The sequence below is a fragment of the Occallatibacter sp. FHG110214_02 genome (genome assembly GCF_059115385.1).
Genome location: NZ_JBZYWK010000005.1, coordinates 192,764 through 219,138 on the forward strand (window position 1 = coordinate 192,764; position 26,375 = coordinate 219,138).

23 protein-coding genes are annotated in these 26,375 nt (G+C 52.8%); 10 read left to right on the top strand and 13 right to left on the bottom strand.

All coding sequences use genetic code 11. The features are described 5' to 3' along the window. A complete protein-coding gene (locus AC5S3R_RS06970; protein ID WP_494266295.1) occupies positions 1 to 273 on the top strand; it encodes a helix-turn-helix domain-containing protein in 273 nt (90 codons plus the stop codon). Here AC5S3R_RS06970 and AC5S3R_RS06975 read toward each other — a convergent pair. Genes AC5S3R_RS06975 through AC5S3R_RS06985 form a run of 3 tightly spaced genes read right to left on the bottom strand, consistent with a single transcriptional unit; the run spans position 245 to position 3,775 of the window. Continuing rightward, the gene (locus AC5S3R_RS06975) at positions 245 to 1,231 is read right to left on the bottom strand and encodes a LysR family transcriptional regulator (protein ID WP_494266296.1); all 987 of its coding nucleotides are present in this window, start codon (positions 1,229 to 1,231) and stop codon (positions 245 to 247) included. The genes AC5S3R_RS06970 and AC5S3R_RS06975 overlap by 29 nt on opposite strands. A gap of 1 nt (position 1,232) precedes the next feature. Next, the gene (locus tag AC5S3R_RS06980) at positions 1,233 to 2,744 is read right to left on the bottom strand and encodes an MFS transporter (protein WP_494266297.1); all 1,512 of its coding nucleotides are present in this window, start codon (positions 2,742 to 2,744) and stop codon (positions 1,233 to 1,235) included. After that, entirely contained in the window at positions 2,741 to 3,775 is a 1,035-nt protein-coding gene (locus tag AC5S3R_RS06985) for a hypothetical protein (protein WP_494266298.1), read from the bottom strand. Before AC5S3R_RS06985 ends, AC5S3R_RS06980 begins: the two co-directional genes overlap by 4 nt. A gap of 22 nt (positions 3,776 to 3,797) precedes the next feature. Here AC5S3R_RS06985 and AC5S3R_RS06990 point away from each other — a divergent pair, with 22 nt between their 5' ends. Beyond that, positions 3,798 to 4,502 carry a TetR/AcrR family transcriptional regulator gene (locus tag AC5S3R_RS06990; protein ID WP_494266299.1) on the top strand — a complete coding sequence of 235 codons (705 nt, stop codon included), beginning with the start codon at positions 3,798 to 3,800 and terminating at the stop codon, positions 4,500 to 4,502. Positions 4,503 to 4,686: 184 nt separating this feature from the next. On the opposite strand, the gene AC5S3R_RS06995 is transcribed toward AC5S3R_RS06990, so the two are convergent. The 5 genes from AC5S3R_RS06995 to AC5S3R_RS07015 form a co-directional block, all read right to left on the bottom strand. Then, on the bottom strand, positions 4,687 to 5,853 hold the full coding sequence (locus AC5S3R_RS06995; protein WP_494266300.1) for a Fic family protein: 1,167 nt from the start codon (positions 5,851 to 5,853) through the stop codon (positions 4,687 to 4,689). 472 nt (positions 5,854 to 6,325) lie between these two features. Continuing rightward, the gene (locus tag AC5S3R_RS07000) at positions 6,326 to 6,958 is read right to left on the bottom strand and encodes a WG repeat-containing protein (RefSeq protein ID WP_494266301.1); all 633 of its coding nucleotides are present in this window, start codon (positions 6,956 to 6,958) and stop codon (positions 6,326 to 6,328) included. A 133-nt stretch (positions 6,959 to 7,091) separates the two neighbouring features. After that, positions 7,092 to 7,916 (bottom strand): hypothetical protein, encoded by an 825-nt coding sequence (locus AC5S3R_RS07005; RefSeq protein ID WP_494266302.1) that lies wholly within the window; start codon positions 7,914 to 7,916, stop codon positions 7,092 to 7,094. Between the two features lie 55 nt (positions 7,917 to 7,971). Beyond that, positions 7,972 to 8,922, bottom strand: a complete 951-nt coding sequence (locus AC5S3R_RS07010; protein ID WP_494266303.1) for a hypothetical protein — start codon at positions 8,920 to 8,922, stop codon at positions 7,972 to 7,974. Positions 8,923 to 8,946: 24 nt separating this feature from the next. Next, entirely contained in the window at positions 8,947 to 10,023 is a 1,077-nt protein-coding gene (locus AC5S3R_RS07015) for a DUF4062 domain-containing protein (protein ID WP_494266304.1), read from the bottom strand. Positions 10,024 to 10,287: 264 nt separating this feature from the next. Here AC5S3R_RS07015 and AC5S3R_RS07020 point away from each other — a divergent pair, with 264 nt between their 5' ends. From AC5S3R_RS07020 to AC5S3R_RS07040, 5 genes are all read left to right on the top strand, one after another. Beyond that, complete coding sequence (locus tag AC5S3R_RS07020) at positions 10,288 to 10,536, top strand: helix-turn-helix domain-containing protein (protein WP_494266305.1); 249 nt, start codon at positions 10,288 to 10,290, stop codon at positions 10,534 to 10,536. After that, a complete protein-coding gene (locus AC5S3R_RS07025; RefSeq protein ID WP_494266306.1) occupies positions 10,533 to 11,729 on the top strand; it encodes a tyrosine-type recombinase/integrase in 1,197 nt (398 codons plus the stop codon). Before AC5S3R_RS07020 ends, AC5S3R_RS07025 begins: the two co-directional genes overlap by 4 nt. A 256-nt stretch (positions 11,730 to 11,985) precedes the next feature. Then, positions 11,986 to 12,195, top strand: a complete 210-nt coding sequence (locus AC5S3R_RS07030) for a helix-turn-helix domain-containing protein (protein WP_494266307.1) — start codon at positions 11,986 to 11,988, stop codon at positions 12,193 to 12,195. 243 nt (positions 12,196 to 12,438) lie between these two features. After that, a complete protein-coding gene (locus AC5S3R_RS07035) occupies positions 12,439 to 13,062 on the top strand; it encodes a hypothetical protein (protein ID WP_494266308.1) in 624 nt (207 codons plus the stop codon). Then, positions 13,059 to 13,883 carry a hypothetical protein gene (locus AC5S3R_RS07040; protein ID WP_494266309.1) on the top strand — a complete coding sequence of 275 codons (825 nt, stop codon included), beginning with the start codon at positions 13,059 to 13,061 and terminating at the stop codon, positions 13,881 to 13,883. The genes AC5S3R_RS07035 and AC5S3R_RS07040 overlap by 4 nt, the downstream gene beginning before the upstream one ends. Before the next feature lie 276 nt (positions 13,884 to 14,159). Here AC5S3R_RS07040 and AC5S3R_RS07045 read toward each other — a convergent pair whose 3' ends face one another. Together AC5S3R_RS07045 and AC5S3R_RS07050 are read right to left on the bottom strand one after the other, a co-directional pair. Then, positions 14,160 to 14,864 carry a hypothetical protein gene (locus tag AC5S3R_RS07045; RefSeq protein ID WP_494266310.1) on the bottom strand — a complete coding sequence of 235 codons (705 nt, stop codon included), beginning with the start codon at positions 14,862 to 14,864 and terminating at the stop codon, positions 14,160 to 14,162. Continuing rightward, positions 14,861 to 16,240 carry a hypothetical protein gene (locus AC5S3R_RS07050; RefSeq protein WP_494266311.1) on the bottom strand — a complete coding sequence of 460 codons (1,380 nt, stop codon included), beginning with the start codon at positions 16,238 to 16,240 and terminating at the stop codon, positions 14,861 to 14,863. The genes AC5S3R_RS07045 and AC5S3R_RS07050 overlap by 4 nt, the downstream gene beginning before the upstream one ends. 437 nt (positions 16,241 to 16,677) lie before the next feature. Between AC5S3R_RS07050 and AC5S3R_RS07055 the strand changes: the two genes are divergently transcribed. The 3 genes from AC5S3R_RS07055 to AC5S3R_RS07065 all read left to right on the top strand — a co-directional run bounded on the left by AC5S3R_RS07055 (position 16,678) and on the right by AC5S3R_RS07065 (position 21,965). Further along, positions 16,678 to 20,256: a DEAD/DEAH box helicase gene (locus AC5S3R_RS07055; protein WP_494266312.1), complete on the top strand. Its 3,579-nt coding sequence runs from the start codon at positions 16,678 to 16,680 to the stop codon at positions 20,254 to 20,256. 287 nt (positions 20,257 to 20,543) lie between these two features. After that, a complete protein-coding gene (locus AC5S3R_RS07060; RefSeq protein WP_494266313.1) occupies positions 20,544 to 20,753 on the top strand; it encodes a helix-turn-helix domain-containing protein in 210 nt (69 codons plus the stop codon). Positions 20,754 to 20,933: 180 nt separating this feature from the next. Continuing rightward, on the top strand, positions 20,934 to 21,965 hold the full coding sequence (locus tag AC5S3R_RS07065) for an IS110 family RNA-guided transposase (RefSeq protein WP_494266314.1): 1,032 nt from the start codon (positions 20,934 to 20,936) through the stop codon (positions 21,963 to 21,965). A gap of 500 nt (positions 21,966 to 22,465) precedes the next feature. Here AC5S3R_RS07065 and AC5S3R_RS07070 read toward each other — a convergent pair whose 3' ends face one another. From AC5S3R_RS07070 to AC5S3R_RS07080, 3 genes are read right to left on the bottom strand one after another with little or no spacing between them, the layout of a single operon-like run. Further along, positions 22,466 to 24,505 carry an ATP-binding protein gene (locus AC5S3R_RS07070; RefSeq protein ID WP_494266315.1) on the bottom strand — a complete coding sequence of 680 codons (2,040 nt, stop codon included), beginning with the start codon at positions 24,503 to 24,505 and terminating at the stop codon, positions 22,466 to 22,468. Then, entirely contained in the window at positions 24,502 to 25,026 is a 525-nt protein-coding gene (locus tag AC5S3R_RS07075; RefSeq protein WP_494266316.1) for a hypothetical protein, read from the bottom strand. The genes AC5S3R_RS07070 and AC5S3R_RS07075 overlap by 4 nt, the downstream gene beginning before the upstream one ends. Next, positions 25,016 to 26,251 (bottom strand): hypothetical protein, encoded by a 1,236-nt coding sequence (locus AC5S3R_RS07080; protein ID WP_494266317.1) that lies wholly within the window; start codon positions 26,249 to 26,251, stop codon positions 25,016 to 25,018. Before AC5S3R_RS07080 ends, AC5S3R_RS07075 begins: the two co-directional genes overlap by 11 nt. Between the last annotated feature and the right edge of the window lie 124 nt (positions 26,252 to 26,375).

Consider the following 26,375-nt stretch of genomic DNA (forward strand, 5'->3'; position numbering starts at 1 on the left):
GTGAAGAAAGCCAAGCCCGCAGAGACACGAAAATCACGAAAGGCCAGGACCGCGAAGTTCCAGGATGCCTACGACACGCTTCTGGAACGCCTGATCGCAGCGCGGCAGAAGGCGGGGCTGACTCAGCACGAGGTTTCTGCGATTATGGGCAGGTCGCACAATTTCATGACAAGATGCGAAAGTGGCGACCGCAGCATCGATGTAATGGAATTGATGGAATTGGCTCAGATTTACAAGAAGCCGATCAACCATTTCTTTCCGGTCCAGCGCTAGGCCGGCCGGCGGGGTGCTGAGTTTCGGTTCGCTCCAGAAGCAGGTCGACAAAATTCTTGACCGCCGGATGCCGGTTGTCATCCCGCACAAAGAGACCGCACCTGCGCTTGAGAATCTGTGGAAACAAGGGCTTCGAGGCGACCACGGATGTAACATTACAGGCCGCCACGAGACAAAGGCCGATTTTTCTTTCGACCATCGTAATCGCCTCGGGTGGCCCATAGGCATCTGTGACGACATTAAGCTTGATACTGAAGTCTTCGAAGAACTCGATAATCTCGCGATGCAGGACGGGAAATGTGTCCCGCGATACCGCGATGATGGGTTGTCCCTCTAAATCTTTCGGTGCTATGTGCGGTTTGACTGCCAGTGGATGGCCTTTCGGCATACAGACAACAATCGGCTCCTCGGCGATCTGATAGACATGCAGATCGGGATGAACAACTGGCAGGTATCCTAAACCTGCGTGCAGTGTGCCCTTGAGAACTTCTTGTGCCAGCGCTAGGGTCAGGCCCGCCTTATGCTCTAGCCGTATCCCCAAGGCTGAAACGAAGGAAAGGCTGTGGATCAGTGCCAGCAGCGTTGAGGGCAGGTAGGTAGAGTGGCCGACAAGGAGATGACTCGCACGTAACTGAGCTGCAACTCTCGTCGTCTCCTCTGCCAGTAGTACCTGCTCGATGGGTGAGGTAGCATGGTAGTAAAGTACGCGACCGACTTCGGTGAGCTCGAAGCCGTCGTTCGTTGCAAGAAAAAGCCTGGTTCCGAAGACTGAATTCGCAGCCTTGATTCTCTTGTGGACTGCGGAAGGTGACAATCCAAGTTCTTTGCCAGCAGGCTCAAGATTTCTCTTTTGAGCCAGTGCGATGACGGCAGCCATCATATCGAGTGTGATTTTCGGAATTTGCATGTAGACCTCTGCGCACTCGACCAGACACAGGTTGCCACCAAGCACGTTCATATCACTCCTGCCTGAAACCATCCGTTTGAGGCTTCAGCAGTAGGACTATTGCCGAACAGAAGAGAGTAAACAGACAGATCCCCATAAGGACTGTCCTGAGAGACAGGAAATAGATCTGGCTAAGCTGAGAAACATTCATCGCTCCAGCATCTTTCGCCGCCGCCATCAAGTCGCCTCCTCCTAAATGTGATCCGATTGCGCCTGTATTGGAGAGGTGAGCAGCAGTAAGCCGATCCGTACATAGAACCGTCATAACAGCGCCCACGATGGCAATCGCAATGCTCTCGCCAGCAACGCGAACTGTATTGAAAATCCCAGCCGCCATCCCAGACCGTTCCTTGGGAACAACGCTTACCGCGAGGCCATCCATCAAGCCCCAGGGCATACTTGTGCCTGCGCCAATCATTAACAACGGACCTAGCAACTCACTTCTACTTGCATTTGCGAGAACCACTTGCAGCCATAAACAGCCAGCGGATGCGATAAAGAGCCCTATAGATGAGAGAATTGCGGGTTGTATCCGATGCGTGAGGTGAGCGATTCCATATGGAAGAATCAGCATCGGCATTGATAAGGCGAGCAGAGTGAGTCCCGCACTGGTTGCACTTTGTTTTTGTATACCGATGAGACACAGAGGAAGAACGACAAGAAGGACAACATAGCAATACGCAGTAGCGATCGGCAGCATTTGAACGCCCCAAAAACGCTTGAGACGGAAGAGAGAGAGGTCGAGCATTGGATGAATGGCTGTTCTTTCCGCGCGAAGGAACAGGGCAAATAAGCCCACTGATGTCGTGAAGCAGGAAAGCGTAATGTAGCTGAATAGTCCAAACGAGGTTGATTGGACTAGGGCAAACGTGAACAAGACAAGGCAGGCAGTGAAACTCGCCATTCCAAATATGTCGACTCTTCCAGCATCATTGTTACGGGATTCGATCATGCGCGGAGCACCAGATAAAAGCGACGCGACACCAAGCAGAGTGCCGCTCCAGAACACTGCTCTCCACCCAACTCGATCTACGAGAAAACCTGCGAGTAAAGGCCCGAAGGCTAATCCAATGCCAAATGTCGTTCCCAATAGGCTGAAAGCCTTTATACGAGTGTGGCCGTCGAACTCCTGAGCCAAAATCGCACTGCCACCAGCGAAAGCTCCTGCCGCCGCGATTCCTTGCAGTGCGCGAAGACCGTCAAGCCAGAGAATCCCATGAACTGAACCCAACAGGGCAGACACCAAGGAAAAGAGGCCGACACCACTGGCAAATACACGTTTACGCCCATAGCGATCTGCAAGTGTTCCCGCAATCATCAAAGTGCTTCCAAAACTCATCATGAAGGCGTTGACTATCCAATTCAACTCTGTTGGGGAACCTCCGAGCTCGCGCCCGATCGCAGGTGTTGCAACCGTCGCGCCTGCGAAGCTGAGCGGCAACACCAAAGCTGCAACACAGACAGAAAATAGAACTCCATAGCTTCTGCCTTTGATCGCAGTACCAACTGTGACGCTTGTAGTCATTTCAGCTCCGGTTCGGTTGCAAATGAATAACGAGCTACGCGATCTCCATGAAAACTCCCCACCCACAGTTCATTGTTTACACGCGCAGCACCCGTTGCTCCACCAAACTCACCATTGCCACCGCGAACGAGCACACGAGTCTGGAGCGTTGTAGGGGCTACCTGTAGCACAGTGAAATCTGCCGGACATACGGCATGACGTGCATCGCAACCGAAGACTTGGCTAGGAGTTGCGTTCTGTCCTGTCAACAGGAGGTTCCCGGATGTAGTCCATCGGAGGTTATCGGGAAGAAAATCAAGTACGATGCTTTGCGAAAGTCCATTGCCGTGTAAAGGTATCTTCCAAAGCTTCCGTGCGGACCACTCAGAAACATAGAGCCATCTTCCATCGGGAGAAGTTTCAACTCCATTCGCGCCGGAAAGCCGCTTGTGGATCGCCGGGAACCACCCCCGCTCAGGCGTCCATCTAAGCACGGTTCCTGTAGGGATGCCTGCATCAAACTTCTTTAGAAACGATCTATCCGAAGGGTCGTACATTTTGGAAATGACTAATCCTCTACCGTGGAGGGGAGCCACACCATTTCCATAAGAGTGCGGAGGCAATGGCACACATCCAATCCATTCGCTTTCGACGGATTCGGTCTGCACCTTGATGCGAAAGACTTCTACACTCTCCCGACCGCCATGATTAATGGCGTATAGCTCGAAGTCTCTGCCGTCGCGTTGCAAATAGTTAATCCCATGTGGAAAAAATTTTGCAGCCTCGGGACTATTTGCGCAGCCGGGAAAACGTGCAGCGTCTCGATGTACGGGAGTTTCGGCGGAGGGATAAATAATTTGTCGATGAGCAGGGTTTACCGCGTCGATCAGGTACAGATGCCCCGGGTCTTCGTTGGCGGTCTGCATAGAACTGACAACAACCCAAGGTGTACCGGGAAGCCACATTAAGTCTTCTGGCGCTTTAACGCCGGAGACAAACCCCTTCGGCGCATACGCCCCAGGCTGCGCTACGGCAGAGACTTGTCCGCTCATCGAGAGCCAAAGGAGCCAAAAGATGACATTTGTAAACCACATGGTCTATAAATATGACATGGAGCAACCGACGAATGCAAATTTATTGATCACTCGATCTAAAAAGAGTGCAGTTGAGATGTCCAGACCTCGTGGACGCCCTCGTGAGTTTGATCGTGATCGCGCGTTGGAACAGGCCATGAGGCTCTTCTGGCGCTTTGGATACGAAGGTACGTCAATGGCGGACTTGCGGTCTTCTCTCGGTCTCACGCAAGCCAGTATTTACGCGGCGTTCGGCAGCAAAGAACAACTCTTCCTGGAGGCTGTCGCTCTCTACCGCCGTACAGCTGGCTCGACCACAGCGAAAGCGCTACAAGAAAAGCCAACCGCACGAGAAGCCATTGAAGCCATGCTGCGAGATGCCATCGAAGAGTTTGCGTCGCACGAAACCCCACCAGGGTGCCTTATTGTTCTCGGCGCAATGAACTGTAGTGAAGAAAGCCAATCGGTCCAGAAACATCTGCGGTCGGTCCGTCTGCAAACAGCGCGCGCGATTGCTGAACGTCTGAAACGTGGACAGAAGAATGGCGATGTTTCTCCGCGCGCCTCGGTCGAGCGGATTGCCGAGTTCTATACGACAATCTTGCACGGCCTTTCAATCCAAGCGAGAGACGGCGCAAGCTTGAAGACACTTCGCAGTGTCATTGAGTGTGCTGCGGCTGCATGGAGCACGCTCGCGGCTGATTAGGCATATTCAACTTGAGAGACTACAAGAGGGAAGGTCCTGACCACGCCTGACACGATTGAGAAAACATCACTGCGATTACAGCCTTACATCGTGCCGGACAGGGTGCTGAAATAAAGGTTCAAATCCTAACACTGTTCTTGATACGTTTGAGAGAGCGCCATGTCACTCAGCTCAATGCAACGAATCAAGATTCCCGATTGAGAATGTCGAGGTAACTGTCATAGAGGAATAGACGATCCCTTCGCTTTCCACTCGACTCACGCAGAATGCCTTCCTCTGTCATCCGAGCCACAGCGGAGGAAGCGGTTGGAAAACTCACCTTTGTTTCACGAGCCGCATTTCTGATTGAGAAGAGCGGGTTGGCCTGGGCATACCTGTAGATCAGCAGGGCAGAAGCAGCTCCGCGTCCGAGTCTCTCAATCTTTTCTTTGTCTGCCCGGAACAGGGTGTCGATACTCCCTGCCATCTTCGCCGCCTGATTCGCCGTATCCCGCACCCCCTGGAGATAGAAGTCGAGCCACTCGGTCCAGCCTGCGCCCACTCGCGTTCCATTGAGCCGCTCATAGTAGAGCTGCCTGTGTTGTTTGAAGAAGAGGCTGAGATAGAGGACGGGCTCACGCAATGCTCCTTCAGCACAGAGCATGAAGGTGATAAGGAGCCTGCCCACTCTGCCATTTCCATCGAGAAACGGATGAATCGACTCGAATTGGGCATGGGAGAGGCCAGCCCGCACAAGTAGAGGAAGCCTTGGAGCATCCTGATGCAGAAATGTTTCGAGCTGGCCCATGCACTCCATCACGTATTCGGGTGGCGGAGGCACATACGCTGCATTACCAGGACGACTGCCACCGATCCAGTTTTGGCTTTTTCTGAACTGCCCCGGCTGTGCATGGCTGCCCCGTCCTTTTGACAGCAGGACTTCGTGTATCTCCCGAATAAGCCGGAGAGAGAGGGGAAAGCCACCCCGCAACCGTTCAAGTCCATGATTCAGGGCTGCCACGTAGTTCGATACTTCCTGAACGTCATCCAGGGGGACGCCCGGCACCTCTGCATTCTCATAGAGTAGGAGGTCTGAGAGCGACGACTGTGTTCCCTCAATCTGAGAGGAAAGAACAGCTTCCTTCCGGACATACGAATAGAGGAAGAGCTTAAGATCGGGGAGAGCGGAGGTCATACCATCCAGTCGGCCCACCGCCTGGTTCGCCTCTGCGAGAATGCCTTGTAGCGAGCTCAGATCAAGAGTCTCAGGATCGGGCGGCAATGGCGGAGGAATGAATGCCCGCACCCGCTCGCCCGAGAGGGTTGAGGTCACATAATGGCTTTTGGTATCGGCCTTGCGATCTCGTGACATGTCTTCATTAGCTCCTCAACTATTAAAGCATGATGCACTATCTTTTAATAGTGAGCGCCGTTATTCAAAGATACCGGGAGTATCATTCGAGGGTGCTGACGAGGGTGCTGAAACTGATTTTTGGGTGCTGAAGGGTGCTTTTAAATGCTTTTTATTCGCCATCGATGCCCATGTTTTCAATAACTTACAACCATTGACGTGAATGGCATGAAAGAGGTTGTCGGCGCAATCTCGACCAATGTCCGCTAAGAACAAGAGCTTGTAGGGGGCATCCCCCAAGGAAGGGTATTGTCGGGCGCTAGAACTGCCCGAAGATGTCGAAACCTGCACAGACGCGACAGACAGGTGGCAACTCTGAACACCGTTTGCCCACAAAGCGCCGACGTTCTTTGTGGGCAGTCTACAGGCTATTTCCCTCAAGCAGAATATCTCCCAGTTCGATGCATCAAATTGCGATGACCAGTGGATGGATTCAGTTTGAGGGTTGCCAAATGACTTTACCGGTCTTATCGATGTAGCCGGATTTGGCGTCCGTCCCTTTGCCTATAGTGACGTTTGCAAACCCATTCGTGAAGTCGCCAGCGTTGTCATAGATAGGGTTGATGACGAAGTGACCTGAGTGATCGATGAACCCAAATTTTCCGTTGTAGCCTGATCCTTCAGTCCAATCACATTTGCCAATGCAAACCTGTGCCAAACCTTCGTGGAAATCAGTAGCTATTCCGAATTGTGTCGGGATGACCAGTTTTCCGTCTCTGTCAATGTAACCGCGGCTCTGGGATGCTGTAGTATCCGTTCCGCTGCAGCCGTCTCCGAGACAAACAGAGGCGAGTCCTTCTTTGAAGCCGGAGGCTGCTTGGTACTGCGGCGTGACGATCATTTTTCCGTTTTCGTCTATAAAACCCCAGCGTGAGTCACCTGTTTTCCCGAACCAATCGCATGGTTTGCCTATACAAACTACGGCTCGTCCTTCCGAAAAGCTCTCTGCGGCGTCGAATTGAGGATTGATGACGAGCTGTCCCACGGTGTTGATATAGCCAAATTTTCCGGCAACTTTAACGGGAAGAAGCTTCGGTGAGTCAGATGTGGAAGATGCAAAGGGCATCGTTTCATTCCCGGTGGACGGGGAATGCGGTGAGCATCCGGCAAGAGCCAAGCAGAAAAAAGAAAATGCGATCGTATTTCTCATAATTGGCGACGACCGCAATTGTAATTGGAGCAACTCAGAATCTACGATCCTAGTACCTGTTGGTTGAATAGAGCTGTTCGAACATCCAGTCTTGGATATCATCGGTGACCCAATCGAGAATTCCAGACCATATCTCGGGGACGGAAGGAGGTGGAGGCATATTCACCCAAACCTTCTGCCACCACTCGGCGCTCTCCGTTCGAAGATCGCCGTGCGGATCGAGTAGCAGGATGCGTCTCGCGTCGGAGTGAGAAGCGAACTTCGCGGTGCAATTACCGTAAATCTTCGTCAGCGCAGCTTCAAGCTCATCAGGAAGGCTGGAGGGATCGAGAAAATCATCGAAGGAAAGGCCAGGCCCAACCAATGAAATCTGGAGTCCGCGGCTTGGTGCGTTATCTTCCCTCTCCCATTCGGGAAGTTTGCGGAATAACCACCACCAGCTTTCTCCGGCGCGACCCTTTAACCCTGAGCCGGATGCAATGGTCGACCACTTCGTCCGGATTTGCTTAGTGGCCTGAAGGGCATAGCGGAGCAATTCGGCGCGTTTACCCTGCATCAGCATCGGGAGCCGAATCTCGTAGAGATCATCGCCGGTGAGATCGCGGAGTTCATGAGCGAACAGCTCGCCGACGGCGTGATCGTTGTTATGCCGATATGGATAGTCAATTGGCCAAGAAATTGACTTCCTCTCAATCACGAGCTGGCGTTCATTTTCCGTATCCACATAGAGCGCTTCGGGCTGCGGAACTGTCCTCTCGGCCACATCGAGACAGGCACGATGAACATAATGGGCACCCTCGACGCGGTTTAGATGCGCAACTAGGACATCCGTAAAAGGTCTTTCACAGCCGCCGGATTCAGGAAGACAAGGCATGATGAATATTTTAAGTAGCGAGGACCGCGATAAAAGGATTGCGATGGTGACACGCTTAGGATGACGTCTTTCGCTTTGCCAACTTCTCATCGACCTCGGAAGCGAAGCGAATGATTTTTTCACAAAGTGCGTCGATTTCGACTTCGTCCACTCTTACCCGCACGCCGGCCTTCGTAAATCCGCTTCGATGAACGATATCGTGGCGCTTGATAAGCGCATCCTCGAATTGCTTGAAGCCGGGAATCTCAATTCCAAGCCCGTAGATGAACAGGGGCGCCACCTTGTTCCACTGGTGCCACACAAGGTTCTGCAGGTATGCCTTGATTTCTTGTTTCAGATTCTCCCGGCGTTCAAAGATTTCTCCTAATTTGAGTGGCGAATCGCGGAATGCCGGGATCTTCGTCACGATGTTGACGGTGATGGCATCATCGTGATCAACCCAGTAAGTGACGGTCTCCCACAGGAATGATTCGAGGCTCGTGATGACCGACGCAAAGACCAGATTGCGCGCAAGCAGCTGTGCGGGGAAATTGCCTTGGAGCGTCAACACCTGCTTCGACTGGGCCACGCGGTCGCGTAGTCTCGCTAGCGGCTGGCTGCTGGTCTCAACGACTACATCGTAGTCTTCGTCATAATCGTCTGGGGCACTGAACTGTATTGGAGCCCATTCATCGCCTACCTGCCGATATAGCTCGTCGATGACCTCTTGAATGACATCGTCTTTTACCGCTCTGCTGAAGCGGCTCGGCAAGACGTCGGCCGGATCGTATGGCCCTCCATGAATGAACTGGTATCCGCCTTCCCTGCCGTTATAGGGTGTGTCGTGCGCAGGGTCACAGTATCGGCTCAAAAACCATTCCCGAACCGCGATAAGCTGGTGATCCCTGCTCGCCGTTTCGAGCCAGTGGTCCTGGGGATCAAAAGGGCCATCAACATCCCATGTGCTGAATGCCTCAGGTGGTAGATTTCCAAGCTCACTGTCGTCCATGTGATCGTTCCAACCCATCCAATGCTCCTGTAAGTACCGATCTTAAGTATCTAGAGATTCATCCCACTCAGAACCCATGACCCAGGACAGTGCGGACAGTCGTCCGCTCAATAAACCCCACTCAAAATCATCCCAGCCAAGTTTTTCCTTGCCGTATTTCCGCTCGATGCGGCGGGCAGCCCTCTTTGCCTTCGCAAGAATAGGCTTCTGTGCCTCTGTAAGAGGTTCTTCGCCGGTCTTCATCCGATACAACCAGTTCTGATGGCGATTCCACCATACCTTGTCCCAGAATTCCTGATAGGCCTCGTGAATCGCTTTGTCCCCCCGCCGGAGAAGCATAGGCCATTTCTTTCCTGGCGCATCGTCGTCTGGAATCCACTCAACTTTGTCCCCGTCTCGCGTGTACCCAACTGGGAAGCCATTGGGTCCGGTCTCCGTCCTATTGTGCGTACTGATACCGCTTTTGCTCGCCTGCTTTCGGTCTCCGAGAAGCTCTTCACGAAAACGTCGAAATCTCGCCGGTGTGATCTTATGCTTCTGATGGGCGATCAGCAGTTCCGTAACTTTGGAGGCCTGTTCCAGTTTTGTGACACGGCGGGACGGAGCACTTGCCTTAATTTCACGTACACAGCGGATAAGGTCCCGTAGCAGGGTCTGCCGTAAATCCGTTACCGTGCTGAAGCTGCCAACAAGAGAGGTTTTCAAGGTAGCGGTCTTAAAAGCCTTGAGTCTCTTTTGTTGATTGAGATCGATTCTGCTCGGGTCTATCGGACGGCTCGAAAAATAGAGCATCGCAGGTTTCTTGGCACCGACGAATTGATTGATTTCCTCGACGGTTCCGGATTCCGCTACGCCTGTACTGGTGCCAAGCTTCGTCCAGAACATTCCGATCAGAATGTCACTGTTGTGTACCAACTGACGATTGATCGCTTCCTGTGGCCGCACGCCTGATTCAGGCATGGCGTGGGTTTCCCATTTGACGGGCAATAGAACGATGGACTCTGATGCGGCATGCTGCGCATTCCACTCGTAGATGGCTTCTGTCGCTGCCTGCCGCTCCTCGGCGAGGTCGGAAGGTGAGGCAACCAGCACGCGGAAAGTGATCGATCTGATAGACATTGGTCTCGTTCGTATCGCTGTCAGGATTAACATCGCTTTCTGGACGCATCAATCGTTACGCCCACAAAGTTCTGCTTTGTTGGAACTTAATGACACAGTTTACAGCGATTGACCAGTCGCTTGATCGTCGGTGATTCCGGCCCTCTGACCATTTCCTGTTTGGATAAGGGGCTGGAAAAAACTTCCGTCCTAAAAATATGTAGTCCGGCTACGCTTCACGTTGGGGTGCTCATCTCTGCATTGAGTTCTCCGTGTGAGGTGCGTATGGAGCCTTTATCGTTACCAGCATCACTCGAACCGTTCGTGGATGCAGAACGAGCCGCGAACTTTCTTGCTATGCCCCGCAAGACTCTGCTTGCAAAGTCCCGCAGTGGTCGATTGCCTGGGCATCCAATCGGCGACGGGCCGCGTAAAATCTGGCGATTTCGTCTCTCAGAACTCTCTCGATGGCTGGACCAAGAAACGCTAAAATTAGATAGCCATCGGGGTCGGAATGAGAGGGATTTCTCTTGAATCGACCACGGTATCAGCATGGATTTTTTAGCCGTCACAAACGCAAGAAGGGGCCAGAAGTATGGGTGTATCGGTGGCGGGAAATTGACGCCACCGGCAAGCCCAAACCAAAAGCTCTTGTAATTGGCTCAGTAAAGCAGTACCCAACGGAAACGGCGGCATGGAAGGCTGTTTCCACACTGCGCCTCGACATCAACTACAGCACCTCACGTCCCGAAGGCTTGCCTGAGACATTCGAGCAGTTGGCGAAGCATTATCAACTGATTGAACTCGACCTTGAAAAAGAGTCGGAGCGGAAGGTCCATCAGACAAAAGAGAACTACCGCATTTATCTGGAATCAAGAATCGTTCCCCGGTGGGGCAGCTTTCGGATTCGGGATGTGAAGGCGGTAGCCGTAGAGCGGTGGCTTGGTTCGCTCGATGATTTATCCAACGGTACCAAAGCCAAAATCAAGGGCATTATGAGCGATGTCTTTCAACACGCGATCCGCTATGGCTGGCTCAACGACGGGGAAAACCCCATCTTTGCAGTCCGCCAGAGTGCGAAGCGGACGCGGGTCACGGAGCCGCTGGAAGCGGCGGAGTTCCGGGCACTCATGCTGGAGCTGCCGCAGAAGATGCGCGTCATCGGCATCGTGGCAGCTACGACGGGGCTGCGCATCAGCGAAGTCCTGGGCCTGAAGTGGATGGACATTGACTGGAAGACTTTGCAGATGGAGGTCACCCGGTCGGTCGTGGATGGCATCGTGGGGAAGTGCAAGACGGAGACTTCCCGCAGGCCGGTGCCCATTGACGAGTTCACCGCTGATGAGCTGTTGTCCTGGAAGGAGGAAACCTGCTACGCCAAGCCCGATGATTGGGTCTTCGCCAGCGAGAAAGTGCAGGGGAAAATGCCGCCTTGGACGGACACGCTGCTGGACCGTTTCCTGCAACCCGCCGCAAAGCGGGCCGGGATCACCAAGTGGGTCGGATTCCATTCCTTCCGACACACATACTCCACATTGCTCAAAGCCAACGGGGAAGATGTCAAAGTGGTGCAGGAGTTGATGCGCCACGCCAACATCTCTACAACGATGAATGTTTACACGAAGGCTCTGACACCCGCCAAACGCGAAGCGCAAAGCCGGGTGGTGGATGTTCTGATGGATCGTTCGCGGAAGGTAGTAGAAAACGCTGCGGAAGATGCAGCTTGAGAACCAACGTATCGAAAGCGTATCGCGTTTTTCTTGCCGATTCGCTATGTTGTTGAGTTTATTGGTGGACCTGATCGGGATCGAACCGATGACCTCTTCCATGCCATCACGACTTCCAGACCTAACTTACTGAAACTGCGTGGCACGGACCGCTTCCAGAACCACGTTCCAAGCGGGATTTTCCCCGTATTGGACCTTTTGAGGACCTCCGAAAAGAGCTCAAGAGAAAATCAAAATCCATGGAGAGGATACGCCAATGCGCGAGGAAAAGAATACGAATGGGCACAATTTTGAACCGTGGCTTGATAGTGAAGAATTAGCAAAGTTGCTGAAAGTGCATCCAGAGACGGTAAAGCGCAGGGCGCGTGCCGGCGAGATTCCCGGTCTCAAGTTCGGCAAACTCTGGAGATTTCGCGCCTCTGCCTTGGATTTTTATATCCAGAAGGCAATTTCGGGACAGAACTGATATGGGCTATTCCGTGGGTGGCTTGCCCTGTTATCGACAGTTGACCGCAGCGTTGGATCGGCCAGTCTTGCTTTCACGGTCAATTAGTTCCTGTAAGCCGACTTAGCAGAACTAATGCGTTCCCGACGCTCATCAGCCAGCTGAGAACAACTTCGTTCTGGTCACAGGCTGCATGGGTTTATTATTTTTACACCATCTTTAGGGGCCACAAGCACAACTGAATGTTGAGAACGAGGCACGTCCATGAAGTTTGAGAAGTTGAAGGAAGAGATAAAAGCCATCGCCGAGATCGCAGACTCCGTTCCCAGCACGTTCAAAGAACGCTGTTTCGAAATCCTCTTGGAAAACCTCCTTGCCTCAACTACACCCGAGTCAAAAAAGTCGGGACAGGAACTGCCGCCAGCGCCACCAGCAGGGCCGCAGAAGGAACCGACGCCGCCATCCGGTGAGAACGGCAGTTCCATTCCGACACCATCGCAGATCAAGGTTTTCATGGGGAAAACTGGGGTGACCGCTTCCGAACTCGGCAAAGTGATGATGTTCGAAGATGACACCGTGCACTTTGTTCAAGAGCCTCAAGGTAACAAGATCGCCCGTGGGCAGATCGAATGGGCCTTATTGCTGGCCCTGAAGAAAGGCATAGAGAAGAACGTAATTGAGGTCGACCCAGAGGTTGTGCGTTCAATCTGTCAGGAAAAGGGCTTCTACGACGGAACTAACTTCCAGAAGAATTTTAAGAGTGCTAATGCGACAAAGCTCTTCATGGGAGAGATGGAAAAGCAGGGAGCGGCCCAAAAGCTCAGCAGCGACGGCATGATTGAGCTAGGCAAACTCGTCAAGGAGTTCGCAGCTCGGACGGCCCAATGAAAAAGCCCATTCTTGAGAAGGTAGAGGTATTCAAGAGGGATCTTCAGGCTTTAAAAAAGGATGTCACTGCCCTAACAACGGCACAAGTGAATCGTAAGGCGATTCGCGATCAGGCCGACACTATAGCTACCTACTGGGTAGAAGAGTTGCGCAGCCCACTCGAACATAAAGCCAAGTTGCCCGCAGAACTTATTGAGCAGACAGCTGCTGATATGAAGCAACTCCATGTTCTCAGCCGGCCAAGTAATCTCAAAACGTCTTATTTAGCAGTTCTTAACCGAGTTCTTAGGAAGTTTGACGACAAGTTTGTATTGCCAATCAAGCAGAGCGCTACAGAGGTAGAGAGCATCTTCGACCTCGGCAAGCTCGTGCCGGGGCTGGCCAACCCTGATGAATCCGATTATCTGAAAGAGGCGATCGAATGTGCAGGATCAGGTCACAGACGAGCCGCTATCGTCATGGGTTGGTGTGCCGTCGTCGACAAATTTCAGCAAAAAATAATGCGCCTTGGACTCGACAATTTCAACGCGATGTCACGCCAGATAAGGGCGCAGACATCGGGCAAGTTCAAGCGTTGGAACAAAGAATTCGCCTGCACCACGCTGTCCGAACTTCAGACAGTGTTCGATACTGATTTGGTTGTGATTCTTGAAGGTATGAATCTGATCGATGGCAATGAAGCAGAGCGTTTAGAGGTGTGCTTCATGTATCGGAACCAGAGCGCTCATCCTAGTGCGGCTCCAATTGCAGACCCCAATGTTGTGGCCTTTTTTTCCGACATAAGCGCTATTGTTCTGCAGAACCCAAAATTCAATCTCTAGCATAATCGCGCGACGGAAGAGCCGAATCTTCGTTTCAACATCAACTCTTTAAGCTCGACAAACCACGCACGATGGCGTTGGATCCCGTGCTTGCCGGTCGTATAAATATGACCATGTCGAAGAAGGAACGCGAGCACCTGCTGACGGGCCCGCATCAGGTGCATGAATCCGCGTCCGTTTGGGCCTTCAACTCCGCTCCGAGATTTCATTGCTTACTCATTTAGATACCGACTGTCACAGGATGCTGCTGTTAGTAGCTCCATTTTTCAAATCAATTTAGGACGCCTCCATCGGAGCTGGGTGCGAAGCAACGAAGAGCATGAAGCGTTCCCCAAATGACGAGAGTTGAAAGACGCGTCGCGTTCCGTGTCGGAGCAGGAATGCCAGTTTCTGCTGATCGCTCGTATTCGGATCGGGTCGTAAGAACTGTTCGTTCACAAGTCCAAGACTCGCAAGACGCGACAGACTTCCTAAGACCTCTGGGCCGTACTCGATATGTTGGGTAAGTGGCAACCAACCCTTCAGGTAATTGTGATTCAAATTCTGCAAATCGGTAGGACTGATTGCACGAAGGGCGCGAATCATCAACTCTTTGTCATCGGTCTGAAATTCCTTTGCACCGCTATGTGCAAGCGCAGCCGCAAGCATTCGCAGCTTTTCTCGATCATGCGTCGTCCAGAGCTGTTCCTGAGCGAGCGCCAGTAACGTCTGAAATTCCTCAGAGCCGTAGAAGCTGTCATCCGGGATAGAATTACGAATCGCGTCGATTTGTTTTCTTAGTTCGACAAAGAGTTCAATCCACCGTCGTTGAATATTCTCTTTTGCACGGCCATCGAGCAAGCTCTGAATGGCTGCGCCAGCACCTGGAATGAAAGAGAGGATGCTGGCCACCGTAGCTCCGGTCAAATCACTCTCGATGCTTTTATTCAAATCCTGCTTGAGATGCTCAAGATGGACTTCAATAGGGTCGTCCATTTTCATACAGACTCCTCGCTCTGCATTGTGTGGGAAAACGTACGATCCGCCGATGTCGTTGAAGACCTCACGCCTGCAATCTCGCGCGTGAGACTGTGTACCATTTCTGCAAGTGCGATCACTCTCTCATCTTCTTCTTGTGTCGACCACGGCAAAACAAGGTTCCCATGCATCACGCTATTGCGCACCTTCTTCCAGGCATCTTCGTGATGCTGCTCAATGACATTCCTCCTTACGAGCTTGCGAAGGAAAGCCGGGACGCTGCTCTTGCTCAGCAAGCTGATCGAATCGAGAACCCTCGATCTCACCTGCTTGTCCCCCTTCCACGCAGAGACCACCGCTCTGATGCTTTCCAACTCAGCGGGAGGAATCTCGGTTTTCTCGTCTTCGGGTTGCATCAGCATCTTCGCAATGCCTTCAGCAGCACTCGCTAGCGTGAGACACCAAACCCAGCGCGACCCCTGTGATGCCTGGATGATCTCTTCATAAAATCGGGTCAGTCTGTGTGCTTCGAGGTTGGGGTGTCCTTCGTGATTTCGGCCCTGCGCTATGAGGGTGAGTAAGGCAGCATAGAGTTCCCAGAAACGCTTGGTAGTTGGCAGGAGTTCGGAAGCGAGAAGCGATCCAATAGACGCGTTGCGAAACGTCTTCGGAGACTGTTGGACTGAAACGAATGCGGAGCCATCGCCGAAATTCCGGGCCACTAAACGCGGGTAATGTAACTGTCCCATCAGAATTCGTAGCGGTTCGCCGAGCCAATTTTCGAGGAAAGGATGGGGAAGTTCGCTCGAAGTATTAGCTGTGAGCCAGAGCAAATCATCTTTGGCGTCCTGTTCGAATTGAATGTGCGATCCAAGAAGCTGTAAAGCGTGTCGGCCTACACGCCAACTGCGGCTAATCTCCTCGTCTGCGATGGTATGAACCGTCAGCATTGGCACAGTCATAGGTATGTGAAAGCCAGGTTGAAATAAGAGTTCGACACCGGCATCGGGTGATACCCAGTCGCCCGATACGAAAGTAGTCAGAGAGCGAATGGAACCTGTTACCAGCGCGCCTGCCTTTGACGCTTCTTCGACGCGAGGCAGCAGCCAGCCACCGGCCCACTCCGTGCCCTCAAAATCCGTCGCGAATAACCGGAACTGATCGCGCATTTCATAGGGGTTGGCATGTGCCAGATGAAGCTTGATTAAGCCATCGCTGTTTTCTTGGGGCGACACAAACATCCGAAATTCGGTGATTGTACTGCTCTTGAGTTCGATTCGCCCCGGCCCTACAAAGACAGGCGGTTCGGAGTCTCGACCTGTCATTAAGCGTATTTCAGAACATTCGATATAGTGCGGGGTTTCCGTCAAACAGGTTTTCCAATGATCGAGAGTTTTCATGAATCCTCATGCTTCTGCCTGCAGCTCTTCGAATCGACTTCTTCGTATCCTTAATTATTAAGGATTCTGTTGTTCTACGGCACCCGTCCACGCCCTTGGTTTTTACAACGCCACTGTGCAAACGCAGGGTACCAAGCCAAAATCCTCGATTTACAGGCGACAGATTTCTGCCGAATCCGGCTGAGATCTGGAAATCAAAGTTTCAAGGTTAGGTAGATTTGTATCACCGATTTTCGCTCGATGGTAACAAGCCAAAGCGCTCATTGATAAGCACCTGATGACGGCGGAAGTTAAACTAACCCCATGATGGGGGGCGAGACCTCGATGGTCAGGTAAATTAAGCATGAGGAATCGGAGATCTAGCCGAAAGCTAGCGGAGAGGAACTAACGAATCCTAGAAGTGGATATTTGTTTTGTGACGTTGGAACAGGAGCCAAATGCAGAGCGAACCGATTCGTCCGTATTTCAATAAATCGATCGAGCAACTCGAAGGCTTATTCGCGCTACCTGGACTTGATATCAATGTGCTTCGCTCGCTGGAGGAGGAACTTCGATGCCGAACGACCGCACGGGCTGCAAAATTGCTTGTACGGGTACGGGAGGCATTGGAGGGACAAGAGGTTCTCTCGCCAGTTGTAAAAACGATCCTTCAAGCATCTCAACTGCAGGCAGGTCGATCAGCCCCACCAAATGGCCACGCTCTAAACGATATCGGAATACCTGCTTTGGAAGGCCTCGGAAAGATACCTTCGATCCGGCTTCCCAAAGAGCGCAATGAGCCAGTAGGAATTGTTGGGACATGGATTGCGCTGGAAGCGCTGTCACCACAAACATACCGCCGTCCGGAGGATCTGGTATCCGGCGATCGAGGATGCATTACTCGTCTCTCAGAAGGACACCTGCCATGGAATTTAGGTGAACGCTCGCGCCCTAATCGCCAACTCTACTATCAAGTTATTCTCGGTTCGGTGTCGATGGCACCCGCAACCGCAGAACTAATTAGAACGTTTGGTAGTGACGAAGAGATGGAACGACGCCCAGTTGCGGAAAAAGCTGCGTTAGCCGCAATCCTGGTAGATAGGAATGGCATTGTTTTAGAAGAGAATGGGATCGCTGTCTCAAGCTTCGCCTGGGCACTGCCCCTTGCACTAAAGAAAAGACTCGATAGTTTGGGTGCATGGCCGAATATTGAGTCAAAACTGTTAGAGAAGCTCGATGCGATTGTCCGACGCTTCGATCCCGACGGGACCCCACTTCCACTCGATTTTCTGACGCTTGACCGAGCATATCGTTGGCTTGTCGCGCAATGCGACTTACCGGTGCAGCTGATCGAACCGCCGTCATTTGCTCTCCGCATTTATCACTACTACAAAGCGAAGAATCCACCTGAAGTGTCTCTGCTGAATTCTTTTTTCCTCCGTGATCTCACCCGTGCCTCGAAGCTCTTGGAACAGAATGCTCTGCCTGCTGGGTTGCGGAGCTATCTCGGTATTGATCGACCGACAAAGGTCATTGATCTCCTTGCTGACCGCATGGCATTGGAGAACGTGATCACCCCTGCCATGATGCCTTATGCGAAGTGGCCCGCACCTGGTGGTCATCCGTTGGTGATGTTGCAACAGGCCGCAGTCAATGTGGCCCGCGCGGAGTTGGGTCGCAGCGAAGGCATTTTGGCTGTGAATGGACCACCCGGGACAGGAAAGACAACTCTGCTGCGGGATATTGTTGCCGCATGTGTGCTTGACCGGGCTTTGGCGATGGCTTCGTTCGAGGACCCCGAAAAAGCATTCACTGCTTCCGGTGAGCGCGTCTCTCTTGGGGAAAAGGCATTCTTCAATCTTTATAAGCTTGATCCAAACCTCAAAGGTCATGAGATCTTGGTCGCCTCCAGCAACAATAAAGCTGTCGAGAACATAAGCAAAGAGCTGCCGGCAGAGAAGGCGATCGGACGGTCAATAAACGATCTGAAGTATTTCAAATCAGTGAGCGACCTGATCTATGGCCAGCGTGGGAGGGCAGAGGACGACGAGGAGCGGATTACTCATGAGCCACTTGAAACCTGGGGCTTGATTGCCGCAGTGCTAGGGAACGCCAAAAATCGTGCCGCTTTCCAACAAACGTTTTGGTGGCACGAAGAATATGGTTTTCGAATCTATCTGAAGGCCGCCAAAGGAGACTCTGTGCTCATCGAGACTAAAGACCCCGATACGGGGAAAGTCATCGAACGGAGACAACCTGGTGTAGTCCTAGCAGAAAACCCACCATCGCCGGAGATTGCGCGAAGCAATTGGAAAAAAGCGAGAACACACCTTCTGGATCTAAACAGCACGATAGAAGCTGAGCTGAAGAGTTTGGAGGAGGTGAGAAACGTTTGCCTGCGATTATCGAAGGCTCGTCTCAATCTGGAAGTGGAGGAAAGCGCCTTGGCAGAATTGACTGCCGAGCAGAGGGCTCTAGAGGCGACCGTAGCAAATCTGTATACCGATCTTGAAAATGTCTCGCGCGAGCATCGCCAGCACATCCTTGCAAAGGATCAGCATAGAAATGTACGCCCCGGCATGCTGGCACGACTCCTCCGATCGAAACAGTGGAACACCTGGGCCGCAGCTAATGCACCGTATGTTGCGGCGGCAAATACATCGAAAGAACAACTTGCGGTTTCAGAGAAGTCGCATCAGGAAGCTGTATCTGCTTTAGAGAAGTCGAAGGAAGAGATTCGAGGCAAAGAGAAGAGCTTAGCTTTATCGCGAAAGCAAGTAGCCGAGCTTGAACGATCCGTAGACTCCCACCGAAGTGTTTTGGGAGATCGCCTCGTGGACGAGGTTCTTTTCCAAAAGGGCCACGAAATCTGGAACAGCACTTCGCCGTGGGTGCCAGACAGCCTACATCGCAAAAGGGAAGAAATCCTTGCAGCGGCCCTGGCCGTTCACCGGGCATTTATCGATGTATCTGCTCAGAAGATGCTCCACAATCTAAGCGTCCTCATGAGTGTTTTCTCTTCTGGGCCTCTACAAGATGAAGGGCAACGAAACCTTTTGGGGGATCTGTGGTCCACTCTATTTCTTGTTATCCCGGTTATCTCAACAACATTTGCATCTGTTGATCGCATGCTTGGCAATCTACCTGCTGGAAGCATCGGTTGGCTACTTATCGACGAAGCAGGACAGGCACTGCCACAGGCTTCTGTAGGCGCCATTATGCGTGCCAAACGTTCGATCGTTGTCGGCGATCCATTGCAGATTCCTCCTGTCGTCACATTGCCTGAACGGCTCGGTGCGGAGATATGTAGCTTCTTCAAGATGGATAAGCCCGTCTGGAGTGCTCCGGAGGCTTCAACTCAGACCTTAGCGGATCGTGCATCGAAGTTTCAGGCGGCATTCCGCTCAGACCTGGGACCAAGAAAAGTTGGGGTTCCACTCCTTGTGCATCGCAGATGCCAAGAGCCAATGTTCGGGATATCCAATCGCATCGCATATGACGGGCAGATGGTCCATGCTACAGGCGCGTCGAATACTGGGGACATCGGAATGGTATTGGGAGCATCGCAGTGGTTCGACATCGATGGGGATGCGGATTCAAAATGGTGTCCAGACGAAGGGAGGGTGGCCCTATCACTCTTAAAGAAGATTGGAAGTGCGGGGGTTCTTAACCCCGATGTCTTTGTTATCACTCCATTTCGGATCGTTGCTCAGGAAATGCGACGTCTGCTAGAGACCGACCATTCATTGCTGACAACTTTACAGTCTTGGGAACAAGAATGGACAATGAACCGCATCGGGACGATTCACACCTTCCAAGGACGTGAGGCAGACAGTGTCATCCTCCTTCTCGGCGCGCCGAAAGCCGCACAGAACGGCGCACGAAGTTGGGCTGCAGGTACTCCGAATATTCTCAACGTCGCAGTGTCTCGCGCGAAGAACAGTATTTATGTCGTCGGTTCTTACGGCGCTTGGTCAGGGGTGGGGTACGCTCGTGAACTGGCTTCAGCACTACCGCGCTATCGATGGTCACGTTGAGTAGGCGCTCGATTCCCCTGACCTGGATCGCTCTTATTGGACCTTCAGAGGACTCTTGAGCAGGAACTTGAGACTTCCAATCTACAGAATCTAAAGGCGAAATGTTCCTTGTGAAGTGTTTGCTCGCTTCCTGCTAATCACGACTTCCAGATCTAACTTACTGAAACTGCGTGGCACGGACCGCTTCCAGAACCACATTCCAAACGGGATTTTACCCGTATTGGACCTTTTGAGGACCTCCGAAAAGAGCTCAAAAGAAAATCAAAATCCATGGAGAGGATACGCCAATGCGCGAGGAAAAGAATACGAATGGGCACAATTTTGAACCGTGGCTTGATAGTGAAGAAGTGGCAAAGTTGCTGAAGGTGCATCCAGAGACGGTGAAGCGCAGGGCGCGCTCTGGCGAAATTCCCGGTCTCAAATTCGGCAAACTCTGGAGATTTCGCGCCTCTGCACTGGATTCTTATATCCAGAAGGCAATTTCGGGGCAGAACTGATGCGAGCTACTCTGTGAACGACTTGTCCTGTTATCGCAAGTTGATCGCAGCGTTGGATCAGCCCGTCTTGCTTCCATGGTTAATTAGTTCCTATAAGCCGACTAATGAGATGGTCCGCCGCTGTAACCTTCCGCTGAGGCGGAGGATATAAGCAGCGGTTTTCAGAGGAGGATCATCGGCATGCAGATTCGTTCGGTAGGCATCGACCTGGGCAAGACGACGTTTCACCTTGTTGCGTTGGGAGCATCGGGCAAGGTGCTGGTGAAAAAGAAGTTCACACAGAAGCAGTTGCTGGTGTTCACGGCGAACATGCAGACCTCACTGATCGGTCTCGAAGCCTGTGCTGGTGCGCACTTTCTCGGTCGAGCCCTGAAGCAGCAAGGCCACGATGTGAGATTGATCGCGGCTCAGTTCGTGAAGCCTTTTGTGAAGTCCAACAAGAACGACTTCGTGGATGCGGAGGCTATCGCCGAAGCCGTCGAGCGCAAGAACATGCGTTTCGTTCCGATCAAGACGGACGACCAACTCGACCTCCAGGCGATGCACCGGATTCGTGATCGGCTTGTCTCCCGGCGCACAGCAGTCATCAACCAGATACGTGCCTTTCTGCTGGAACGCGGCATGGTCTTTGCACAGAAGCCGGCGAAGCTGAAGGCTGCGATGGCCGATGTTCTCGAGAACGGAGACAACGCGCTGACGCCGATGATGCGTAACCTGATCGGCATGCTGTGGGACGAGTGGAAGACCGTCGAAGAGCAGATCGACGACCTGACCGACAGGCTCGAACAGATCGCTGATAGCGACGCGCGTTGCTGCCGCATCCGGCAGATCCCAGGCATCGACCCCATCGTGGCAACCGCTATCGTTGCCGCCATCGGCAACGGCGCTGCATTTCGCAAGGGACGAGACTTTGCCGCTTGGCTCGGCCTTGTTCCGCGACAGTACTCCACCGGGGGCAAGGCTAAGCTGCTCGGCATCAGCAAGCGAGGCGACATCTACTTACGCAAGGTACTGATCCACGGAGCCCGCGCTGCTGCGATGCGTATAAAACGAGATCGCTTCCCGATCGGAGCATGGATGAATGCGCTCGAAGCCAGAGCGCCACGCAACGTGCTGGTGGTCGCTATGGCCAACAAGCTCGCGCGTGTCGCATGGGCTGTGCTGTCCAGCGGAGAAGACTATCGGCCTGGAGTAATCGTGGCCGCCGCATGAGATAGAGCGGAAAAGACGCCTGCGGCTTGGAAGCGCTTCGCGCTCCCACTTTCCCGCTCTTACGACGACGACTTTCCCCACAAAGGTCTGCAATGGAACAGTAAGGACGAAAGAACAGTCACAACAGCGTGCCCGCAACCTGATACCGATAATGGTCCTAAACGACCGACCGACTTGTAAGGACAGGCACGCAGCGGAACTCATCCTGGCCAGGAGCAGCGGCTCCATCAAAGGCCGAATACATTGCCGCAGACTTGTCTTCTCGCCCAAACTAACCCTTGCAGTCGCGCGGCGGACCATACATATCGATACCAATCCGCTCTCGATGCGAGACTCGGCGATTTGGTACTCATTGACAAAGCGACTTCGGGATTGCTCGCGCTAAAGGCGCTCATCGATAGCCACATTTGGGAAAACCGGGACAAATGGAATGTAATAGGGCAGTCGAAGCCGTTCCGAAACGTATTAAGAACATTCCGTCTGTCACCAAATCTCCCAGTTCATTTCTTCGGTTGAGTTGACGGCTCAGCGTTGGTGATAGGCGTTGGTGGCGCGAGTTGCAGGAATTTCGTTCCCTCTGGAGTTAAAACAGAAACACCACCGCGACGCAATTGACTGATCTCTCCCTGCCGCAGACTCGTGAAAATGAGGCTCTGAAAAGGAGCCTTTTTGGCTAGCTCTTTGCTCAGAAAGGACAAGAAGCGTTCGCGGTGCTTCGGATCGGGATTTTGTTGCAGCGGCTCATCGAGCACCACCACGCCTGGATGAAGTCCCAGCACGTCGTGCGAGGCGCTGGCCAATGCGAGAGTGTAAGCCGCAATGAGTCGGGATTGATCGCTTGCGGAGCCAAGCGAGCGCAGGCGCTTCTGGTTCAGCATTGGCGTGTACTGCTCATTGAGAGACACGGAGTTACGATTGTCCAGCGAGACGGCACTGTGTCCAAAGGCAACCAGGTAGTTCCGGAGAGCCTCGGTAAAAGCTGCCTTTCTTGATCCAAAATCTGCGGAGACCCCTGCGCGGATCGTTGCGGCCTTCGCCTCATTCACCCAACTGTCCAATTCAGATTGCCAAAATCCGATGTTCTTCTCAGTTTCAAGCGTCCTATCGATAGCTCGCTCAGCGGAGGCCAGTTCCGCAGCAGTCTGTGCAAGTTTCTCTCGAACTGTACCCACGGCGTCCGTGACGTTCATGAGGGCTCTTTCCGCCTCACGAAACTCCATGCTCACCTCCTGTAACTCTGAATAGATAGTCGCTAAGGTGACGCGCATGGAAGCAAGGTTTCTGGACAACAGATCCCGATCCCGGCGAAGGGCCTCAATGTGATTCTCCACGGATTCCGTCGATTGGGAACTCAGCGCAAACGTAGCAGGATCAAGCTCGCGGTGACATGTGGGGCATTCGATGTGATCGATGCGGCCAATGCCGAGGGTCTTCAATCGGAATAGATTTTCGGCCGCACCCAAACGGCTTTCAAGGCTCTCAAGAAGAATCTCAGTTTGCTCAATCTGCGCACGAGACGTCGCACTGTCATCATTGAGCTGATGACGGCGGCGTTTCAATTCGATTACCCGCTGAGACGCCGAGATCGGAGCGGAGACATCTTCGACATCGATAGGAGCTTGCGTCAAGACGCGACGTAGAGCATCCACACGTTCCCGTAATCGGGCCAAGTCTTTAGCAATGTCCACGTCAAATTGTTGCAGCAGCACTGCCTTCAGATCGAAGGCTCCCCAACGGGTTATCAAGTCATTGATCGAACCATTCGCCGTGAGCTCGATGCGCCATCCGTGAGATATCAATCCATTCACAATACGCTCAGCGACAATCCGGGCCTTCTCTTTGAGGCCGCTGGTTATCTGAGCCGATCTCAACTGGTCGAATCGAGCTCTCGTTGCATCGAGGCCGCCAAGCAGGTACTCGACTGCGAACTCACCGATTTGTTGCTGACCATACCGGGTCACTTGAAGCGACTGGATGTCAGTCCAACCTTCATCCTGGTCGATATAGAAGAGCGGCAGGAGATTTTCAGCGTAGATTTCAGCTTCGGCTCCTCTGAAGGTGACGGTCTTCTGATGGGGCCAACCTATCCATCGGAAGAAGAAATTCTGGAAACCGCCGGCTTCATCCACCATCGTCTGGTAGCGTGCCGAGAACTCACTCTTTCGCACTTCACCTGTCTGCGAGATTTCCTCTGCGACGATCCGCGTGCAGTCGCCTTTGATTGCGCGCGTAAGTCCGAGCCGTCGTCCATCCCTATGTTTCAACGTGATGGAGCATGTAGAGCCAATCACGGGAACAGACGGCTTATCGCCTAAGTCGATCTCGTCGCGAACGGCGAGAGGAAAGCACGCAGGGTCATTGTCTGGAAGACCGAACACGGCCTCCGCACCAAGGCACCAAGCTATCGCGGTAACGCTCAAGGATTTGCCAAAAGCGTTATCGGCAGAGATCACTTGAAGACCAGTTTTGAAAAGCAAAGCTCCTGAGAACTCCCCGAGCTCCGATGTGCCGGCAACTTTGATTTCTTCGAGAGTAATCACCAGCCCTCCAGCATATCGTTGGTAATGACAATCTCACTGAGCGACCGAATCGTCTCCTGCTCGGTCGTGAAGAGTCCAGCCTTCACGGCCTCATCGAAGATGCTGTCCAGTCCACCCTCTTGTAGGTTTTCTGCAATCTGTCCCTTTTGCTTGTAGAGCAATCCAGCCGCAACGAGGTAATCAATAATGCCGTCATGCATTCCGTCGCTGAGAAAGCCACGCCGCAACGACTGCGATGATTGGAGAGACTGTTGCACATCTTTCCGCGTGGCGCTCCAGTTCTCGACCATGCCTACGAGCCAGGGTCTCATTGCCACAAACTGAAAGAGGCGCAGCTTGTTCGACGCAATCTTTCGAAAGTCTCCTTCTAGACGGCCAATGGTATGCAGACAGGCTGCGATCACGAAGGTGCGATATTGCAGGTCGTAAACGGACGACGGCGCGCTACGCTGAGGATTCGCGTAGGGCCTTGCGTTCGTACCTCCGAGGAGTTCGGACAGAATCTGCGATTCAGTTGGCATTCGCGCCTCCTGGACGGCCCCAACCTATCGAACACTCGCCGATAAGGCGTGCAACCTCGCCTGCGGCGATGTCATCGAGCATTGCCCCATACAGCGAACCGAACTCGATCGAAAGGATCTCGTTCGCGATCTCCTGTGCTCTCCCGAGTTCGGCTTCCGGTTTCGATGACCCGATCATCAGTGCAGCGATCCTTGTGACGATTCGGCTCCGGCTAGTCTCCAGTGCCTGATGCAGACCCGGCATTGTCTCGTTCAGCCGGATATCGAAGGCGAGCGCCGTCCGCCACTTTGTGAGGTATTGGTCAACGAGGCTCGAAATGGCTTTAAGTTGATCGGGGCGCATCTCACGAAGAAGCGCCATCTTCTCGTCGAACGTCTTCGGATTCTCGATGACAACCGTCTTTGCCGCTTCTTGTACGGATTGGTAGAAGTTCTTTTGCTGCGCACGAACCAAGGTCATCTCATCGACGGACCAGCGATTTGCGAGCTCGTTGGGGCCGAGAATAGCGACCGTTGCATTCGCGTCGACATAGCTCATCGCGCTGAGCGCTTTGTACTCAGCAAACGCGGTATGGATCGGGTTGATCACACGATGGCTTTCAAACCAGTTCACAATGAGGTCGATATGAATAAGCTTCTGCCCTGTGGGAAGGACCGTACTCATTTCCGCATTGAGGCAAGGCGTCAAAACCTTCTTCTGAAACTGCAACTCAAAGATCTTCTGAAGGTCTTCTTTGAACTTGTCGATGATTGCCTTCTCGATGCTGCGATTCTGACGGTATCCCTTGAGCTCCGGACCGTAACAACAATAACCCTGTCGCCCTCCGTGAGAGAAACCGTCAAGGCCCGCGTCGCCGAACGGTTTGGCGGGGATATTTTGGAAACCCAATACGACACTTTGGAGACGTGCACACACCTCCGCCTGGAACGCGTTTCCAGTGAGCGAAGTCAATGTACTTGCATACAGCTCAACGTTCGAAGCCACGTTTTGGATTGCCTCAAAGAAGGTGCAAACATTATAGCGAATTTTAGCACCGAGATTGCCCCATCCCTTTGAAAGAACAGCAGCTAAGTCACTGAATTGCCATCTGTCCGTCCCTGATGCTGGTCCTAAACGAAAAATGACGACGTTCGGCAAATGAGCCATATACCATCCTGTTATATTCGCCTTATCTTCGCCATCAAGCAGGTGGGGCTCTAGCATGGCACTGCCGTCTAAGGTCATGTCGGATGAAGGCTTACCGCGCTTTTGATTTGAATCTCACCTGATGAGAACAGGCCAAAGCACGTTTCCAGGATTTCCGGCGACTGGAAACGCGCCTCGGCGATTTTGCGCCAATCCAGAGTCA